Genomic DNA, 17,235 nt, shown 5'->3' on the forward strand with positions numbered 1-17,235 from the left:
TGACGGTGGCGGGCCTAGCCACGTGCGGGCCGGGTGTCCGGCAGTGCGCCGGTGCCGGTCTCCTGACGCAGAACCCGCGAGGCCTTTCCGCTCGCCGTTGATCGCGCCGACGCCTCTGGCCCCGTGTTCTCGCGATCAGCGTGACCCGATCCGATGAATGCCTCTGGTCGGGACCTGGTCGAACCGCCTGACCCCGGCATCAGGATTGCAGGACCGGCCCTGCAACGCCCGGAGCCCGCCATGCGCCGCATCCTCCTGCCGATCCTCGCGGCATTCCTCGCCCTGTCTGCCCATCGCGGCGCCGAGGCCCAGGCCTGGCCCACGCGACCGGTGCGCATCGTCGTGGTCTTCCCGCCCGGCGGGTCGTCCGACATCGTGGCCCGCGTGCTGGCCGATGCGCTCTCCACGCGCCTGAACGGGCGCGTGGTGGTCGACAACCGCCCGGGCGCCGGCGGCACGCTCGGCGCCATCCATGTCGCGCAGCAGCCAGCCGATGGCTACACGCTCATGCTGTCGAACACCGCGCCGATCACCTCCTCGCCGCCGATCTACCCGAGCGCCACCTACGACCCCGTGCAGGGCTTCACGCACATCGCCTATATCGGCGCGACCCCGCTGGTGGTGGTGGCGAACCGCGCGCTGGTGCCGGCCACCGACCTGCGGTCCTTGATCGAATGGGCGCGCGCGCAGCGCACGCCGCCGGGCTTCGGCAGTTCCGGCGCTGGGTCTGTCGCGCATATCGCCGGCACGCTGTTCGAACGCCAGACCGGCGTCGCGCTGGCGCATGTGCCCTATCGCGGCAGCGCGCCCATGCAGGCGGACCTGCTGGGCGGCAACATCCCCATCGCCTTCGACACGCTGCCGCAGAACATCGACCACATCCGCGAGGGCCGCCTGCGCGCCTTCGCGGTGACCGCCCGCGCGCGCGAACCCATGGCGCCCGAGGTGCCCACCACCGCCGAGGCCGGCCTGCCCGACCTGCTGGTGGAGAACTGGCTCGGCTTGTCCGGCCCGGCCGGGCTGCCGCCTGCCATCGTGGCGCGCCTCAACGCCGAGACCAATGCCGCGATGCAGACCGACGCCGTGCGCCAGCGCCTGGTCGAGCACGGCATCGCCCATCGTCCGATGACGCCGGTGGAATTCACGGCCTTCGTGGCGAACGACGTGCAGGTGATCGGCGGCCTGGTGCGATCGCTCGGCATCACCGCCCAATGACGACCATCCGCGCCGTCTTCTTCGGGCGGCCGGGCGCGGGGGCCTTCAACGCGGCGGGGGTGGCGGGCCTGGCGCGCGCGGCGGCGCGCCTCGGCGTGGCGGTCGAGACGATCTGGGCGCCCGACCCCGCGCGGCGCATCGACGTGCTGCGCGACGCGGCGGCCGGCGCCGCGCTGGTCATCGCCCATGGCGGACAGGGCGAGGCACCCGTCGCCGCCGTGGCGCCGGAGGTCCCGCGCACGCGCTTCGCCGTCACGCAGGGGCGCATCGCGGGACCGAACATCGCCTGCTTCGAGGTGCTGCAGGAACACTCCGCCTTCCTCGCCGGTGCGCTGGCGGGGTGGTGGGCCGGGGGGCAGCCGGTTGCGCACCTCTCGGGCGAACCGGTGCCGCCCGGGTTGCGCGGGCGCGCTGCCTTCGCGGCGGGCCTGCGGCATGCGGCGCCCGGCACGCCGCTGCTAACCGGGTTCTGCGGCAACCAGCACGACCCCGCGCTGGCCGAGCACTGGACCGAGGCGCAATGCGGGGCGGGCGCGGTGCTGCAATTCGCCATGCTCGATGGCGGGCGCCCCGGTGCGATGGCGGCGCTGCGGCGCCACGGCGCGCGCGCCATCGGCAACGTGCACGACTGGACCGCCGAGGACCCCTGCTTCCTGGCCAGCGCCATCGCCGACAATGGCTGGTGCATCGCCGCGGCGCTGGCGGCGCATCTGCGCGACGACTGGCGCGACGCGCGGGTGGGCGCGGAACAGCCCGATGCGGTGCGGCTGGCGCTGGCACCCGACGTCGCGCCGGACCTGGCCGCGCGCCTCGCGGCTCTCGCGGGCGAACTGGCGGCCGGGCACATCGACGTGCCGGAGCATTTCAGCGGCCCGGAATTCGCGCCCCCCGTTGCGTCCGCGTGATAGCCTGCCGCCGCGGCCCCGCAGAGGACCGCGCGAGGAAGGAAACGCCCCCATGCACGTCCAACGCCGCGCCCTGCTGGGCGCCGCCGGCAGCGCCGTCGCGCTTGCCGCGACACCTGCCTTCGCCCAGTGGCAGCCGAGCGAACGCTACCCGGACCCCGCCGTCCAGGTGCTCGACCCGTCCTTCAACCGCTATCGCCTGGTCCTGGCCGGGGTCGAGCGCCTGTACAACGGCGCGCGGTGGTCCGAAGGCCCGGTCTGGATGGGCGACCAGCGCGCCCTGATCTGGTCCGACATCCCGAACAACCGGATGCTGCGCTGGCACGAGACCACCGGGCGCACCGACGTGTTTCGCAGCCCGTCCAACAATTCCAACGGCAATACGCGCGACCGCCAGGGGCGCCTGATCACCTGCGAGCACCTGACGCGGCGCGTCACGCGCACCGAACCCGACGGGTCCATCACCGTCATCGCAGCGCGCTTCGACAACAAGCCGCTGAACAGCCCGAACGACGTGGTGGTGAAGCGCGACGGGTCGATCTGGTTCACCGACCCGCCCTTCGGCATCCTCGGTTTCTACGAGGGCGAGACCGCGACACCCGAACTGCCCACCAACCTGTACCGCGTCGATGGCCAGACCGGCGCGATCCAGGTGATGACCGGCGACGTGGGCCGCCCGAATGGCCTGGCCTTCAGCCCGGACGAACGCATCCTGTACGTGGTGGAAGCCGCCGCCACGCCGCGCGTGATCCGCGCCTTCGACGTGAGCGGGGAGGGCGCGCAGACGCGGCTGGCGAACAACCGCATCTTCTTCCAGTGCCGCGAGGGCGAGACGCCGGACGGCTTCCGCGTGGACGTGGACGGCAACCTCTGGTGCGGCTGGGGCATGGGCACGGCGGAGCTCGACGGGGTGCGCATCATCAACGCCGCGGGGGCCAGCATCGGCCATATCCGGCTGCCGGAACGCTGCGCCAACCTCGCCTTCGGCGGGCGGCACCGCAACCGGCTGTTCATGACGGCGTCGCACGCTCTCTACAGCCTGTACGTCAACACGCAGGGCGTGGCGGGCGGTTGATGCGCGGCCGGGCGGCGGCCATGCTGCCGCCCGAACGCCTTGGGGAGACAACGCCATGACCGACGACCCGCGCTGGCAGCCCAGCCAGCGCTACCCTGATCCGTGCATCGTGGCGCTCGACCCGTCCTTCAAGCGCTACCATTTGGCGCTCTCGGCGGTAGAGCGGCTGCATCACGGCACGCGCTGGGGCGAGGGACCGGTCTGGCTCGGCGATGCGCGCTGCCTGCTGTGGTCCGACATCCCGAACAACCGCGTGCTGAAGTGGGATGAGGAAACCGGCGCCGTCTCCGCCTGGCGCAAGCCGTCGAACAACGCCAACGGCCACACGCGCGACCGGCAAGGCCGCATCATCGCCTGCGAACATGGCGGGCGGCGCGTCGTGCGCTTCGAATACGACGGCGCCATCACCGTGCTGGCCAGCCACTACCAGGGCAAGCGGCTGAACAGCCCGAACGACGTGGTGGTGAAGTCGGATGGGTCGGTGTGGTTCACCGACCCGCCCTTCGGCCTCGCGGCCTTCTACGAGGGCGAGAAGCAGGCGGCGGAACTGCCGCACACCAACGTCTATCGCGTCGATGGCGCGACCGGCGAGATCACGCTGGTGGCCGACGACGTGGACCACCCGAACGGGCTGGCGTTCAGCCCGGATGAATCGCTGCTGTATGTCATCGAAAGCCGCAGCGAACCGCGCAACATCCTGGCCTACGACGTGGACGGCGCGCGGCTGCGCAACCGCCGTGTGTTCGTCGCCTGCCAGCCCGGCGAGACGCCGGACGGCTTCCGCGTGGACGTGGACGGCAACCTGTGGTGCGGCTGGGGCATGACGGCGGAATTCGACGGCGTGCGCGTGATCAACGCCGCCGGCGCGCCGATCGGGCATATCCACCTGCCGGAGCGCTGCGCGAACGTGGCGTTCGGCGGGCGCCACCGCAACCGGCTGTTCATGGCGGCGGCGCAGTCGCTGTATGCCTGCTACTTCAACACGCAGGGCGTGGTAGGGGGCTAGACGACGTCCCGCAGCGCCTCGGCCAGCAGCGGCAGGTCGGCGTCGTCCAGCGCGATCGGGTTCACCGCCAGCACGCCGCGGCGGATGCGCGACGCATCCACATGCACCGCGGGGTCGCGCGCGCGCAGCGCGGCCTCGGCGCGTTCGGCCGCCGCGCGATCCGCGAAGCGCAGTTCCAGCAGCGGCAGGCCGGGCTTGGCGCCATCGGGCACCAGCACGGCGCCCGGCACGTCCAGCGCTGCCAGCCGCGCCGTCCAGCGCGCGCTGCGTGCGGCGGGATCCTCCGCGGCGAAGCGGCGTAAGGCGGCGACCAGCCCCGCGACCTCCTCCTTGCCCACCTTCGCCACGCGCCCGATGCCGTGATGCGGCAGGAAGCGCAGCTGGTTCAGCGCGGCGAATTCGGGCGGCGCCACGAACTGCGCCTCGGGCAGGTCGAGGTCGAGCATCTGCGCCAGCGCGCTGCTCACCAGTTCGGCCCGCCCGGCCAGGATGCCGGAGGCCTGCGGCCCGCCGATCGCCTTGCCGCCGGAGAAACACACCAGGTCCGCGCCCTGGTCGATGAAGCGGCGCAGGTTCTCCGCGGGCGGCAGTTGTGCGGCGGCATCCACCAGCACGGGCACGCCGCGCGCATGCGCCACGCGCACCAGGTCGGGCAGCGACGGTTCGGCATCCGTGCCGGCCAGGTGGAACACCGCCGCGGTGCGCGGCGTGATGGCGTCGGCGATCTCGCCGGCGCTCGCGTCGCGCACGCCGGGACCCGATAGCCGGTCGGGAATGCCGACCTCGACGATGCGTCCGCCGGCGACGCGCAGCGCACGGTCGTACATGTTGCGTTGGCTGCGACTGACGATGAATTCGTTGGGCAGCCCGTCGGTGTCCGGCAGCCGGTTCATCGCCGCCGGATCGAGCCGCGCCATGCAGGCGGCAGCGCCCAGCATCAGCGCCGCCGCGGCGCCCGCCGTCACGATACCTGCCTGCGCGCCGGTGGCCTCGCTGATGGCACGCGACGCCGCGGCCTGCACATCCGGCATCTCGAAGCAGGCCTGCGCGGCCGCGGCCATCGCCGCCACCACCTCGGGCGCCATCATCCCGCCGGACAGGCGCGTGTTGGTGCCATAGGCGTTGATGATGCGGCGCGGGGTCATGCCGCGCTGTCCGCCAGGCGCGAGGCGCGCAGCGCGCCCACGCGTTCCAGCAGCGGATGCGCGGTCGCCGCCAGGTGCCCGCCCACGCGCTTGAGGTCGCGCACCACCTCCAGCAGCAGCCCGGTCGCCGCGATGGCGGCGGGCTCCACCGCCAGCGCGAAGCGCTGCGCCGTGTCGGCCTCCTCCAGGCGCATGCGCTCCTTCTCCTCGATCAGGCGGCGCGCGGCCGAGAGATCCTCGCGCATGAAGGCGGCGACGGCGAGCTGCAGCTGCTCGATCCCGCGCAGGTGCACCGCCTGGATCGATTCCATCATCGCATCGTCCAGCGGCATGCCATCGCGCGCCCATTTCGCGGCGACGCGCGCAAGGCTGCGCTCCAACACATCCCCCGCACTGTCGAGGTTGATGGCGAAGGTGCTGATCTCGGCGATGCGCCGGCGGTCCTCCTCGCCCAGAAGTTCGGTGTTGAGCGCCGCCAGGTAGCCCTGCACGGCGCGGTTGAGCCGGTCCACCACCTCGTTCAGCCGGGCGACGCGACGCGTGAGGTCGCGGTCCTCGGTGCGGAAGCCGGTGGCGATGGCGCGCAGGATCTCCTCGAGCGCATCGGCCTGGCGCAGTGCCTCGCGCTCGGCATTGGCCAGCGCGACCGGCGGCGTGCGCAGCGCGGCATCGTCCAGGTAGCGCGGCGTGGCTTGGTCGTCGGCCAGCGGGCGTTCGGGCAGGGCGCGCTTGAGCAGCCGGGCGACACCCGGCAGCAACGGCAGCATCAGCAGCGCCAGGGCCAGGTTGAACGCCAGGTGTGTATTCGCCACCAACCGCGCCGGCCCCGGGTCGATCCACTGCATCGCCGCGACGCACCAGGGCAGCAGCGCCAGCGCCAGCACCGCGCCGAGCACGCGGTTCGCCAGGTTGCCGATCGGCACGCGCATCCGCGCCCATTCGCTGCGGTCCCCTTCCAGCACCGGGTTCAGCGCGCTGCCGAGATTCGCCCCTACCACCATGGCGATGGCGGCTTCCGCCGGCACCACCCCGGCAGCGTGCAACGACGCGACGAAGATCACCCCGGCGATCGACGAATGCATCGCCCAGGCGATGACCGCGGCGATGACCAGGTTGGGGAAGGGCTGGTCGGCCAGCGCGCGCAGCACCGCGCGCAGCGCCGGCGAATTCTCGACCGGCGCCATGGTGCTGCCCATCAGATGCAACGAGAGCAGCATCAGCCCCAGGCCGATGCTGGCACGCCCCAGGTCGCGCTGGCGCGTGCGTGTCGCGCTGCGGAAGGCGACCACGCCGGCCAGGATCAGCAGCGGCGCCAAGGCATCCATGTTGAACGACACCAGCTGCACGATCAGCGCGGTGCCGACATTCGCCCCCAACATCGCCGCCAGCCCGGGCACCAGTGCCACCGCGCCGCCGGCGCAGAAGGACGCGACCATGAAGGCTGTGGCGGTGCTGCTCTGGAGCAGCGCGGTCACCACCAGCCCCGCCGCGAAGCCGCGCCGGCGGTTCGACAGCCCGCTGCCCAGCCGCTGGCGCAGCCGGCTACCATAGGCGCGCATCACGCCGCTCTGCACCATGTGCAGGCCCCACAGCAGCAGCGCGGCCTCGCCCGCGAGTTCCAGCAGCAGCCAGGCTTCGGTCATCCCGCTCCCCTCAGCGCGCCGGCGACCGAACCGCGATAGCGGAATCGCCGAAGCGGTGAATCAGTCGCCCCGATCAAGGCACCAGCGTGTTCGACCATCACGGATCACGCGCTCAGCGTGCGGCGCACCGCATCCTGCCACAGCGCGTGGCGGCGCGCGGCCTCGGCCTGCGGCATGGCGGGGGTGAAGCGGCGGTCGAGCCGCCAGTGCGATGCCCCGCCCGGCCCTGGCGGCGGCAGCAACCCTGCCTGCAACCCCGCAAGATAGGCCGCGCCGAGCGCGGTGGTCTCGCGCACCACCGGGCGATCGACCGGCGCGCCGAGTACATCCGCCAGGAACTGCATGGTCCAGTCCGATGCGACCATGCCGCCATCCACGCGCAGCACCGTATCCCCCGCCGCCGGCCAGTCCGCCAGCATGGCATCGACCAGGTCGCGCGTCTGGAACGCCACGGATTCGAGCGCGGCGCGGCACAGCTCGGCACGACCGCTGCCACGCGTCAGGCCGAAGATCGCCGCGCGCGCCCCGGCGTCCCAGTGCGGCGCGCCAAGGCCGGTGAAGGCCGGCACCATCACCACCTGCTGCGCCGGGTCCGCCCGTGCCGCGAGCACGCCGGCCTCGGTGGCATCGCGGATGATGCCAAGCCCGTCGCGCAGCCACTGCACCGCCGCACCCGCGACGAAGATGGCGCCCTCGAGCGCATAGGTGCGCACGCCATCGAGCTGATAGGCGATGGTGGTCAGCAGCCGGTTGCGTGAGGCGACCGGATCGGCGCCGGTGTTCAGCATGGCGAAGCAGCCCGTGCCATAGGTGGACTTCACCATGCCCGGCGCGAAGCAGCCCTGGCCGATGGTGGCGGCGTGCTGGTCGCCGGCGATGCCGCGCACCGGCACCGCCGCTCCCAGCAGTGCCGCGTCGGTGGTGCCAAATTCGGTCGCGCAATTCGTCACCTCGGGTAGCACGGCGCGCGGGATGCGGAAGATGCGCAGCAGGTCGTCGTCCCAGGCGCCGCTGCGGATGTCGAACAGCATGGTGCGCGCGGCGTTGGTCGCATCGGTTGCGTGCACCCGGCCGCCGGTCAGGCGCCACAGCACGAACGCATCCACCGTGCCGAAGGCGAGGTCGCCGCGCTCCGCCGCTGCCCGCGCGCCCGCCACGTTGTCGAGCAGCCAGGCCAGCTTGGTGGCGGAGAAATACGGGTCGGCCAGCAGCCCGCTGCGCTCGACCAGCAGCGGTTCCAGGCCCTCCGCGCGCAGGCGCGCGCAGTGGTCCGCGGTGCGGCGGTCCTGCCAGACGATGGCGCGGTGCAGGCAGCGGCCCGTCGCGCGGTCCCACAGCAGCGTGGTCTCGCGCTGGTTGGTGATGCCGATCCCCGCCACGCGGCGCGCGTCGCCGCCAGCCTGCGCCAGCGCGCCGCGCAGGGTAGTCAGTGCGCCGCGCCAGATGTCCTCGGGCTCGTGCTCGACCCAGCCGGGGCTGGGGAAATGCTGCGGCAGTTCCTCCTGCGCGGTGGCGATCGGCACCAGCGTGGCCTCGAAGGCCATGGCGCGCGTGCTGGTCGTGCCCTGGTCCAGGGCGAGCAGGATATCGGCGGTCATGCGGTGGCGGTCCCTTCCCGGATGCCAGGATAGCCGCGGATCGGGGTGCCGGTCATGCTTGCGCCTGGCCCTGCCCCTTGCGCTGCGCGCGCGGACGGGGCGGGATGGCGCCTCGGACTGGGAGAACGGTCGATGACACGTCCCGCATTCCTTGCGGCCTTCGCGGTGGCGACCGCGCTCGGCACCGCTGCGCTGGCGCAGACGCAGCCCTATGCGCCAGGCGCGCACAACATCGCGCTGCCGGCGGACTGGCAGGCGCGCTTCATCCGCTACACCACGGTCGACCGGCCGGACCGCAAGATCATCCGCAACATGTACGTGAACCCGGAGGCCTTCGCCGCGCTGCAGGCCGGCCAGCCGCTGCCCTATGGCACGCTGGCCGTCATGGCCGACCAGCGCGCGCGCGTGGATGCGGCGGGCGAGGTGCTGCGCGACGGCAACGGACGCCTGATCCCCGAACCCGCCTTCATCGCGATCGCCGCGCAGCAGAAGGAACGCGGCTGGGGCGAGGGCTACGGCCCCGACCAGCGCAACGGCGAATGGGAATACGCCGTGTTCGACCCGCGGACCGGCGCACGCGCCGAACGCCCGCTGAACGCCTGCTTCACCTGCCACCTGCAGGCGCGCGCGCAGCAGGATTTTTCGTTTTCCACCTGGGACTACGCGAACCGCTCGCGTTGAAGGACGCCACGCCATGACTGCACCTGTGCTGATCCGCGACGCCGCCTGGGCGGTGGTGTGGGACGCGCCCGCCAAGCGCCACGCCTATGCGCGCGGCATGGACGTGCTGATCGAGGGTGGGCGCATCGCCGCCATCGCGCGGCACGATCCCGACGCGCCTCCGCCACCGGCTGCGGAGGTGGTGGATGGCACGCGCCTGCTGGTCATGCCGGGGCTGGTGAACATCCATACCCACCCGACGACCGAACCGGCTTCGCGTGGTGTGCGCGAGGATCATGGCGTGCCCGAACAGCAGATGACCGGGTTGTTCGAACGCCTGCAGGCCTTCCGCATCGACCAGGCCGGCCAGGCGGCGGCGATGCGGCTGGCTTATGCTGAACTGATGTCGGCCGGCGTGACCAGCGTGGTCGATCTCTCCCCGCCGTTTCCCGACTGGCTGCCCATCATGCGCGAGAGCGGCCTGCGCGTCTGGGCCGGACCCGGCTTCGCCGCCGCGCATTGGGGCATGTCGGCGCCGCAGACGGTCACGTACATGTGGAACCGCGAGAACGCCCGCACCCAATTCGACGCCGCCAAGCAGGTGATGAAGGAGGCTGATGCCGACAATTCCGGGAGGCTGCACGGCATCGTCTTCCCCGCCCAGATCGACACGGTCGAGGAAGACATGCTGCGCGAAGCCATCGCCTATGCCGGGGAGACCGGCCGCGGCTTCACCACCCACATCGCGCAGGCCGTGGTCGAGGTGCGCGAGATGATCCGCCGCCACGGCACCACGCCGATCCAATGGGCGGAATCGATCGGGTTGCTGACGCCGCGCTCCATCCTGGGCCACGCGATCTTCGTGGACGAGCATGCGTCGATCGGCTGGCATACCGCGAAGGATATCGGCCTTGTGGCCGACAGCGGCGCCACCGTCGCGCACTGCCCAACCCCCTTCGCGCGCTATGGCGAGCATCTGAAGCACTTCGGCAAGTACCGCGCGCGCGGCGTGAACATGGGCTTCGGCACCGACTGCGCGCCGCACAATTTGATCGAGGAGATGCGCCTCGCCATCATCCTGGCGCGCAACGCGGTTCGGGACGTGGCGGCGGCGGATACCGGCAGCGTCTTCCATGCCGCGACGGCGGGTGGGGCGGCTGCACTCGGCCGGCCCGACCTCGGCCGCATCGAGAAGGGCGCGGCGGCGGATGTCGTGCTGGTGGACCTGGCGCATCCGCTGATGAACCCGCCGCGCGATCCGCTGCGCGCGCTGCTGTTCCACGCCGCCGACCGCGCCGTGAAGCGCGTGCTGGTCGGCGGCGAGACGGTCTTCGCGAACGGCAAGCCGACGCGGCTCAACGTGGCCGAGGCCGCGGGCATCCTGGCCGAAAGCCAGGCAAAGATGCTGCGCGATGCGCGTGGGCGCGACTATCGCGGCCGCAGCGGGGACGAGATCTCGCCCCTGGCGCTGCCGATGCACTGACGGCGCGCGACCGGCTGGTTGCGGGCCTGCGGGTCGCAGCCGCGATCAGGGTCGGTCGGGACCACCTAGAGCCATCGCCGGTCGGACGCCTCTTTACGGGAGCGTACGACACGCGCGCGTCCGGCCGCGCCGTCCGCCGCGTCCTACGCCAGTCGCCGCACCTGCACCGCCAGCACGGCCGTCAGCGCCGCGACCAGCAGCGGCGCCACGCCTGCGCCGAAGGCCTGCACCGCCAAACCGATCACGCCTGGCAGCACCGCCACGCCGACCGTCGCCGCCGCCACCTGGAAACCCACCGCGTGCATGGCGGTGGCTGCGCCAAGCCGCGCCGGCGTGCGTGCGACCAGCGTCGGGAACAGCGGCGAGAGTGCGACCGCCAACACCGCCAGCGCCACCAGGTCGAGGCCACGCGGCGCCAGCGCGAAGCCCAGCGCCGCGACCGCCGCGACCGGTGCCGCGATGCGCACCAGGCGGTCCGCGCCGATGCGGTCCACCACCACCCCCATCGCCACCCGCCCGAGCGCCAGCGCCGCCCAGAACAGCGTCGAGGCCCCCGCGGCGATCGCGGGCGTGGCGCCGCGCGATTCCACGAGCACCGTCGCGGCCCACTGCCCTGCGCTGGCCTCCACGCCCGCCAGCAGAAAGAACACCACGATCAGCCGCCGCACCATCGGCTGCCGCAACGCCGACAGCGCCGGCAGCGGCGGTGCATCCGCGCCGGCGCCGTCCTGCCAGCGTGCGCGCGTGGCGGCGAAGGCAACCGCCAGCACCGCCAGCACCACGCCCACCGCCGCATAGCCTGCCTGCCAGCCGGCGCCGATCGCGAGCAGCGCCGTCGCCAGCCCCGGCCCCAGCGTGGCGCCGAGCCCCCAGCACGCATGCAGCCAGTTCAGGTGGCGCGGCGCGAAGCGCAGCGCGGCGAAGGTGTTGAGCGCCGCATCCACCGCGCCGCTGCCGAACCCCGCCAGCATCGCCAGCGCGACGAAGGCCAGCCACGGCGGGGCGAATGCCTGGCCCAGCGCGGCGGCCGCGGTGGCGGCGATGCTCGCGGCCAGTAGCGCGCCGATGCCCAGCGCCTGCATGGCGCGCCCGGCGAGGATGCTGGCCGTGAGGTAGCCCGTCGCCATCGCCGCCAGCACCAGGCCGAGCGCGCCATGCGGTTGCGCGTAGTGCGGCCGCAGCTCCGGCCAGAGCGTGCCCGGCAACGGATCCGGCAGGCCGAGGCCCACGAAGGCGAGGAAGGCGAGGGCGAGAAGCGGCACGCGGTCTCCGATGTCGCGCGGCATGCGAGGGCCGCGCGGCACGATGCTATCGCGCTTTCGTGTCGCGTGGTGCTGCTACTCGACCACCGCCACCTGGCGTGGGTCGATGCGCAGCCAGACCCGCGCGCCGACATCATGTGCCTCCAGCGGCGGTGCGGCGGCGCGCAGGCGCAGCGCGGTGCCCTCGGGCGCCAGCACGTAGTCCCAGGCCTCGCCCAGGTAGGTCCGCTCGGCGATGGTCGCGCGCAGCAGCAGCCCGTCATCGGCAGGCGGTTCCTCGGCCAGGATCGCCATGGCTTGCGGGCGCAGCGAGACCAGCACGGCGCCCGTGACATCCGGCGCGATGCCGGCGCGCGCGGCGGCGCCGAGGTTGACGCCGTCCAGCAGCAGGTCGCCGCCCTCGATGCGCGCCTCCAGCATGTTGGTGCGGCCGACGAAGCCGGCCACGAAGCGCGTGCGTGGGCGCGTGTAGAGCAGGTGCGGTGCATCGACCTGTTCAATGCGCCCCGCATTCATCACCGCGATCCGGTCCGATGTGGCCATCGCCTCGGCCTGGTCGTGCGTGACATAGACGGTGGTGATGCGGAATTCGTCGTGCAGGCGGCGGATCTCGAAGCGCATCTCCTCGCGCAGATTGGCGTCGAGATTGGACAGCGGTTCGTCGAGCAGCAGGACCGAGGGCTTCACCACGATGGCGCGCGCCAGTGCCACGCGCTGCTGCTGCCCGCCCGACAATTCGGCGGGGTAGCGATGCGCGAGCTTGCCGAGTTGCACGATCTCTAAGATTTCGCCGACGCGGCGTTTCACCTCCTCGCGCGGCAGCTTCCGCAGTTCCAGCCCGAAGGCGACGTTCTGCTCGACCGTCATGTTCGGCCATATCGCGTAGGACTGGAAGATCATCGACATGCCGCGGCGTTCCGGCGGCACCACCGCGCCGGGTGCCGACAGTACGGTGCCATCGACGGATATCGAACCGCCGGTCGGATCCACGAACCCCGCGATCATGCGCAGCGTGGTGGTCTTGCCGCAGCCCGAGGGGCCGAGCAGTGAGACGAACTCGCCTTCCTGCAGCGTGAGGTCCACGCGATCGACGACGGTCAGCTTGCCATAGGCCTTGGTGAGGCCGGTCAGCGTGAGGCGCGGCACGCTATTCCCTCCGCAGCATGAAGTCGCGGCCGACCAGCTTCATGCCGATGCCGACGATGACCATGGTGATGACCAGCAGGATGCCGCCGAAAGCGGAGACGACCTCGAAATTGCCCTGCTCGCTGAGGTCGTACAGCAGCACCGACATGGTGCGCGTCCGCGGCCCGACCAGGAAGATCGCCGCCGAGAGTTCGCGCGAGGCGACGATGAACACGACCAGCCAGCCACCCAGCAGTGACGTCTTCAGCAGCGGCGCGGTGATGCGCAGGATGGCATGCAAGCGGCCGGAACCAAGGATGCGCGCGGCTTCCTCCATCTCCGGATGCACCGCGCGGATCGCCGCCTGGGAATTGGCGTAGGCAATCGGCAGGAAGCGCGCGGTGAAGGCCAGGATGATGAGCAGCGCCGAGCCGTACAGCGACAGCGGCGGCCCGGCATAGGCGGCGTAGAAGCCGATCGCCATGACGATGCCCGGGATGACGAAGGGCGCCATGGCGATGAAGCCCAGCACATCCGCGAAGCGCATCAGACGGCGTACCACGATGTAGGCGACCAGCAGCGCCAGCACGATCGCCATGGTGGCCGAAGCCGCCGAGAACCAGACCGTGTTCCACGTCGCCTGCGGGGCCACGTCGTGCTCGAATAACAGGAAGCGGTAGTTGCGCAGCGTCAGGTTATCCAGCGAGAAGCCACGCCCCCAGGCCTTCGCGAAGGAGGCCTGCAGCAGCACCGTCAGCGGCTTGATGACCGCCAGCAGCCCCACCAGCAGGCACCAGCCGAACAGCACCCAGCGCCAGGGACCGAGCTTCACCTGGCGGCGTTCCCCGCCCTTGCCGGTCTGCGAGACGAAGCCCTTGCGCGACAGCAGCAGCTTCTGCACGCCGATCATCGCCACCGTGATCAGCAGCAGCGGGATGGCATAGGCGGCCGCGACCTCAACCCGTACCGGGTCCTCGAAGAACTGCCAGAGCTGCGTGGTCACCACGTTGATGCGCGCCGGGATGCCGATGATGGCGGGCGTGCCGAACAGCGCGATGGTCTCGAGGAAGATCAGGATGAACCCACCCAGGATGGACGGCCAGACCAGCGGCAGCGTGACGCGCCGCATGGTGGTCCAGGTGCCGCCGCCCAGGATGTTCGCGGCGTCCTCCATCTCCGACGAGATCAGGTCGAGAGCCGACTTCACGAAGATGAACACCAGCGGGAAGGAATGCAGCGCGATGACGAAGGCCATGCCGGTGAAGGTGTAGACATTCACCAGCGGGTCGGTGGCGCCGGTCAGTGCGCGCCAGGTCACGTTGATCCAGCCGGAATTCGGCCCCGCCAGCAGGATCCAGCCGATCGCACCGAGGTACGGCGGCATGATGAAGGCCGCCAGCACCATCGCCCAGGTGAAGCCCTTGCCCGGCATATCTGTGCGCGATACGGCCCAGGCCATCGGCACCGCGATCACCGTGGAAATGGCGGCCGACAGGGCGCCGAGCATCAGCGAATTGCGCAGCGCGTCGATGTAGCGCTGCCGGCCATAGGCGGTGAGGTAGTTCTCGAAGGTGAATTCGCCGGTGTCCTGCATCTCGAAGGAGATGAGCAGCATCTTCACCAGCGGCGCGGCCACCAGCACCAGCAGCGCCGCGACCAGCGCGACCCACAACAGCATGACAGGTTCGAGCAGCCGGAAGCGCGCCGGCCGCGCCGATGCGCTCACGTCAGACGCCGAAGATCTCGCGCCATTGCTCGCGCACCTCCGGCACGCCGCGCTCGGCCTGCTCCAGCGTGGGCGCGAGCATCGTCACCTGGTCGAGCGGACGCGAGCCCTCCGGCGGCGGCACGTCGGGGCGGATGCTTTCGTTGAACAGCAGGCGAACGGCGGTGGACAGCGCCGGGCCGGTCTGGAATTCCTGGAACAGCTTCGCCGCGTTGGGGTGCGGCGCATTGGTCGGGATCGCCGACGGCGACAGCGCGGCGATGACGCCCTCGGTCGGGTAGATCAGCTTCAGCGGATTGCCGCGCGACGCCGCGAACAACGTGGACGCCGAGGGCACCGCCACGCCGACCGACCGCTCGCCCGCCGTCATCATGGTGACAGGGTCGATCGACGAACGCCCCACCTGCGGCTTGTTGCGTTCGAACCGGCGGAGGTAGTCGGGGCCGAACATGGTGCGCATCTGAAGCGCCCAGAGCCCGATCGCGCCGCTGAAGCCCGGATGCCCGACCGCGAGCTTGTCCTTCCACTTCGGATCCAGCACGTCGGTCCAGGATTTCGGCGCCTCGGCCTCCGACACCAGGTTGGTGTTGTGGCCCATCAGGTAGATGCCGAGGAAGGAGGACTGGAAGAAATTGTCCGGGTCGGGCGTGCGCAGGATGGGCAGCAGCCCATCAGCATTCACCGGGCGGAATCGCACCAGGCGGTTCTGCCGCTTCAGCTGGATGTAGTGCCCGCCATTGGTCGAGGAGAACACATCGCACTGCCCGACGCCGGCGCGGAAGTCCTGCGACAGCCGCTGGAAGGCCACCTGTGACGTGCTGCGCACCACGTTGCAGCGCACGCCCGGATAGCGTTCGTTGAAGGCGCGCCCGGCGGCCTCGGAGGCATCGGCGCTGTACTGGCCGGTGTACCAGGTGATCTCGCCCTCGCGCTTCGCGGCTTCATAGAGCTCGCGTTCCTGCGGGTGCATGGGCGCTTGCGCGTAGGCCTTGCTCGCTGCTGCGGACCACGCCGCGAGCGCGAGCATCTGTCGCCTGTCGATCAGGAACATCCGGCTTCCTCCCAACTGCGATGGTGCCGGCCGCCTTCGACGGTCGCGGCGGATACGCTACGGTCTTGGACGCTGAAACGTTGCCATCGCCCCCCGGAGATGTAAACCGGCATCAAGAATGAACGGAGGAAGCCATGTCATTGATCGACCGCATCGGCGTCGATGTCGGGCGCAAGCTGAAGCTTGAGGACGCGATCGACTGGGCCGCGCGCAACCAGGTACGCCACATCGATATCCAGCTCGACACCGGCGCCAACGCCGTGACGCTGTTCGATGATGCGCGCTGCCGCGACATCCGCGCGCGTGCGAAGGCGAATGGCGTGCATATCGCGCTGCACACGCTCTCGGCCGTGAACGTCGCCGAATACTCGCCCTTCCTGAGCGAGGCGGTCGACGCCTACCTGCGCGCCTATATCGAGGTCGCGCCGAAGCTCGATGCGCAGTGGATCGTGGTCCATGCCGGCTACCACTTCACCGCCGACGTGCCGATGCGCATGGAAGCCGGGCGCGACCGCCTTGCACGCATGGTCAAGCACGCCGAGCAGCACGGCGCGCTGCTGCTGCTCGAGAACCTCAACCGCGAACCCGACAATGCCGAGGTCCACTACCTCGCCTGCAGCATTGACGAATGGCGCTACTGCTACGACGCGATCCACTCGCCATCCTTCGCGCTGTCCTTCACCGCCAACCATGCGCATCTGCTGCCGCCGGGCGTGCAGGGCTTCGTCGATGCCGTCCCGCTGGATCGCGTGAAGGAGGTCCGCCTGGCCGATTGCTGGCGCAACGGCTTCGAGGAGCACCTGGTTCCCGGCCAGGGCGACTTCGACTTCGGCGCCATGTTCGCGCTGCTGGAATCGCGCGGCTATCGCGGCGCCTACACCAACGCCTTCGGCACGCTCGACGACATGCAGGCCGCCCGGGCGTACCTGGTCGACAAGGCGCGCGCCGCTGGTGTCGCGACCGGCTGACTACAGCCGGCCGACCAGGTCGCCGAAGCCCCAGATCAGCGTGCCTATGATCAGCAGCGCGAAGCCCGCCTTCTCCAGCACCTGCCGGTCGATATCCTTCTGCAGCTGCTTGAAGGACGCCAGGCGCGCGGTGCGCTCGGCACCATCCGCGCGTTCCATGTCGTGCAGCAGCGCCAGCAGGTCGTTGCGCGCGATCAGGATCTTGCGCGACGCCAGAAGAAGGCCGAGCGCGGTCAGGATCGCACCCGACCGCGCCAGCCACATCCAGTCCCCGGTCGCCGCCGACAGCCACACGGCGCCTGCGACCGTCGCAACCGATACCGCCCAGAACCCCAGGACGATGCGTCGCAGCGATGCGATGCCCTGCGCCATG

15 protein-coding genes are annotated in these 17,235 nt (G+C 71.1%); 7 read left to right on the top strand and 8 right to left on the bottom strand.

The window, feature by feature from the left end:
* Window positions 1-240: 240 nt before the first annotated feature.
* Genes MWM08_RS01095 through MWM08_RS01110 form a run of 4 tightly spaced genes read left to right on the top strand, consistent with a single transcriptional unit; the run spans window position 241 to window position 4,201 of the window.
* Window positions 241-1,215, top strand: a complete 975-nt coding sequence (locus tag MWM08_RS01095) for a Bug family tripartite tricarboxylate transporter substrate binding protein (protein ID WP_244457629.1) — start codon at window positions 241-243, stop codon at window positions 1,213-1,215.
* On the top strand, window positions 1,212-2,120 hold the full coding sequence (locus tag MWM08_RS01100) for a BMP family ABC transporter substrate-binding protein (protein ID WP_244457630.1): 909 nt from the start codon (window positions 1,212-1,214) through the stop codon (window positions 2,118-2,120). The genes MWM08_RS01095 and MWM08_RS01100 overlap by 4 nt, the downstream gene beginning before the upstream one ends.
* A gap of 52 nt (window positions 2,121-2,172) precedes the next feature.
* A complete protein-coding gene (locus MWM08_RS01105) occupies window positions 2,173-3,195 on the top strand; it encodes an SMP-30/gluconolactonase/LRE family protein (protein WP_244457631.1) in 1,023 nt (340 codons plus the stop codon).
* 55 nt (window positions 3,196-3,250) lie between these two features.
* Window positions 3,251-4,201 (top strand): SMP-30/gluconolactonase/LRE family protein, encoded by a 951-nt coding sequence (locus MWM08_RS01110; protein ID WP_244457632.1) that lies wholly within the window; start codon window positions 3,251-3,253, stop codon window positions 4,199-4,201.
* Here MWM08_RS01110 and MWM08_RS01115 read toward each other — a convergent pair.
* The 3 genes from MWM08_RS01115 to glpK form a co-directional block, all read right to left on the bottom strand.
* Window positions 4,198-5,346 (bottom strand): PLP-dependent transferase, encoded by a 1,149-nt coding sequence (locus tag MWM08_RS01115; protein ID WP_244457633.1) that lies wholly within the window; start codon window positions 5,344-5,346, stop codon window positions 4,198-4,200. The two genes, MWM08_RS01110 and MWM08_RS01115, sit on opposite strands and share 4 nt — an antisense overlap.
* Window positions 5,343-6,989 carry a Na/Pi cotransporter family protein gene (locus MWM08_RS01120; protein WP_244457634.1) on the bottom strand — a complete coding sequence of 549 codons (1,647 nt, stop codon included), beginning with the start codon at window positions 6,987-6,989 and terminating at the stop codon, window positions 5,343-5,345. Before MWM08_RS01120 ends, MWM08_RS01115 begins: the two co-directional genes overlap by 4 nt.
* Window positions 6,990-7,093: 104 nt before the next feature.
* Window positions 7,094-8,587: a glycerol kinase GlpK gene (gene glpK, locus MWM08_RS01125; protein ID WP_244457635.1), complete on the bottom strand. Its 1,494-nt coding sequence runs from the start codon at window positions 8,585-8,587 to the stop codon at window positions 7,094-7,096.
* Window positions 8,588-8,719: 132 nt separating this feature from the next.
* On the opposite strand from glpK, the gene MWM08_RS01130 reads away from it, so the two are divergent.
* Both MWM08_RS01130 and MWM08_RS01135 read left to right on the top strand, forming a co-directional pair.
* Window positions 8,720-9,268, top strand: a complete 549-nt coding sequence (locus MWM08_RS01130) for a cytochrome P460 family protein (RefSeq protein ID WP_244457636.1) — start codon at window positions 8,720-8,722, stop codon at window positions 9,266-9,268.
* Window positions 9,269-9,281: 13 nt separating this feature from the next.
* Window positions 9,282-10,730 (top strand): amidohydrolase family protein, encoded by a 1,449-nt coding sequence (locus tag MWM08_RS01135; protein WP_244457637.1) that lies wholly within the window; start codon window positions 9,282-9,284, stop codon window positions 10,728-10,730.
* A 143-nt stretch (window positions 10,731-10,873) separates the two neighbouring features.
* On the opposite strand, the gene MWM08_RS01140 is transcribed toward MWM08_RS01135, so the two are convergent.
* From MWM08_RS01140 to MWM08_RS01155, 4 genes are all read right to left on the bottom strand, one after another.
* Window positions 10,874-11,992: an MFS transporter gene (locus MWM08_RS01140; RefSeq protein WP_244457638.1), complete on the bottom strand. Its 1,119-nt coding sequence runs from the start codon at window positions 11,990-11,992 to the stop codon at window positions 10,874-10,876.
* Between the two features lie 75 nt (window positions 11,993-12,067).
* The gene (locus MWM08_RS01145; RefSeq protein ID WP_244457639.1) at window positions 12,068-13,138 is read right to left on the bottom strand and encodes an ABC transporter ATP-binding protein; all 1,071 of its coding nucleotides are present in this window, start codon (window positions 13,136-13,138) and stop codon (window positions 12,068-12,070) included.
* 1 nt (window position 13,139) lies between these two features.
* Complete coding sequence (locus tag MWM08_RS01150; protein WP_244457640.1) at window positions 13,140-14,843, bottom strand: ABC transporter permease; 1,704 nt, start codon at window positions 14,841-14,843, stop codon at window positions 13,140-13,142.
* Window position 14,844: 1 nt separating this feature from the next.
* Window positions 14,845-15,894 carry an ABC transporter substrate-binding protein gene (locus MWM08_RS01155; protein ID WP_244457641.1) on the bottom strand — a complete coding sequence of 350 codons (1,050 nt, stop codon included), beginning with the start codon at window positions 15,892-15,894 and terminating at the stop codon, window positions 14,845-14,847.
* A gap of 134 nt (window positions 15,895-16,028) precedes the next feature.
* On the opposite strand from MWM08_RS01155, the gene MWM08_RS01160 reads away from it, so the two are divergent.
* Complete coding sequence (locus MWM08_RS01160; RefSeq protein ID WP_244457642.1) at window positions 16,029-16,862, top strand: sugar phosphate isomerase/epimerase family protein; 834 nt, start codon at window positions 16,029-16,031, stop codon at window positions 16,860-16,862.
* Here MWM08_RS01160 and MWM08_RS01165 read toward each other — a convergent pair whose 3' ends face one another.
* Window positions 16,863-17,234, bottom strand: coding sequence for a hypothetical protein (locus tag MWM08_RS01165; protein ID WP_244457643.1), 372 nt, complete (start codon window positions 17,232-17,234; stop codon window positions 16,863-16,865).
* Between the last annotated feature and the right edge of the window lies 1 nt (window position 17,235).

This window comes from Roseomonas fluvialis, assembly GCF_022846615.1.
In the GTDB taxonomy this organism is placed as follows: Bacteria; Pseudomonadota; Alphaproteobacteria; order Acetobacterales; family Acetobacteraceae; genus Neoroseomonas; species Neoroseomonas fluvialis.

Excerpts from the sequence above, each read along its gene's own strand:
- MWM08_RS01095 (WP_244457629.1), top strand. The coding sequence starts at position 241 with ATGCGCCGCATCCTCCTGCCGATCCTCGCGGCATTCCTCGCCCTGTCT.
- MWM08_RS01100 (WP_244457630.1), top strand. The coding sequence starts at position 1,212 with ATGACGACCATCCGCGCCGTCTTCTTCGGGCGGCCGGGCGCGGGGGCC.
- MWM08_RS01105 (WP_244457631.1), top strand. The coding sequence starts at position 2,173 with ATGCACGTCCAACGCCGCGCCCTGCTGGGCGCCGCCGGCAGCGCCGTC.
- MWM08_RS01110 (WP_244457632.1), top strand. The coding sequence starts at position 3,251 with ATGACCGACGACCCGCGCTGGCAGCCCAGCCAGCGCTACCCTGATCCG.
- MWM08_RS01115 (WP_244457633.1), bottom strand. The coding sequence starts at position 5,346 with ATGACCCCGCGCCGCATCATCAACGCCTATGGCACCAACACGCGCCTG.
- MWM08_RS01120 (WP_244457634.1), bottom strand. The coding sequence starts at position 6,989 with ATGACCGAAGCCTGGCTGCTGCTGGAACTCGCGGGCGAGGCCGCGCTG.
- glpK (WP_244457635.1), bottom strand. The coding sequence starts at position 8,587 with ATGACCGCCGATATCCTGCTCGCCCTGGACCAGGGCACGACCAGCACG.
- MWM08_RS01130 (WP_244457636.1), top strand. The coding sequence starts at position 8,720 with ATGACACGTCCCGCATTCCTTGCGGCCTTCGCGGTGGCGACCGCGCTC.
- MWM08_RS01135 (WP_244457637.1), top strand. The coding sequence starts at position 9,282 with ATGACTGCACCTGTGCTGATCCGCGACGCCGCCTGGGCGGTGGTGTGG.
- MWM08_RS01155 (WP_244457641.1), bottom strand. The coding sequence starts at position 15,894 with ATGTTCCTGATCGACAGGCGACAGATGCTCGCGCTCGCGGCGTGGTCC.
- MWM08_RS01160 (WP_244457642.1), top strand. The coding sequence starts at position 16,029 with ATGTCATTGATCGACCGCATCGGCGTCGATGTCGGGCGCAAGCTGAAG.
- MWM08_RS01165 (WP_244457643.1), bottom strand. The coding sequence starts at position 17,234 with ATGGCGCAGGGCATCGCATCGCTGCGACGCATCGTCCTGGGGTTCTGG.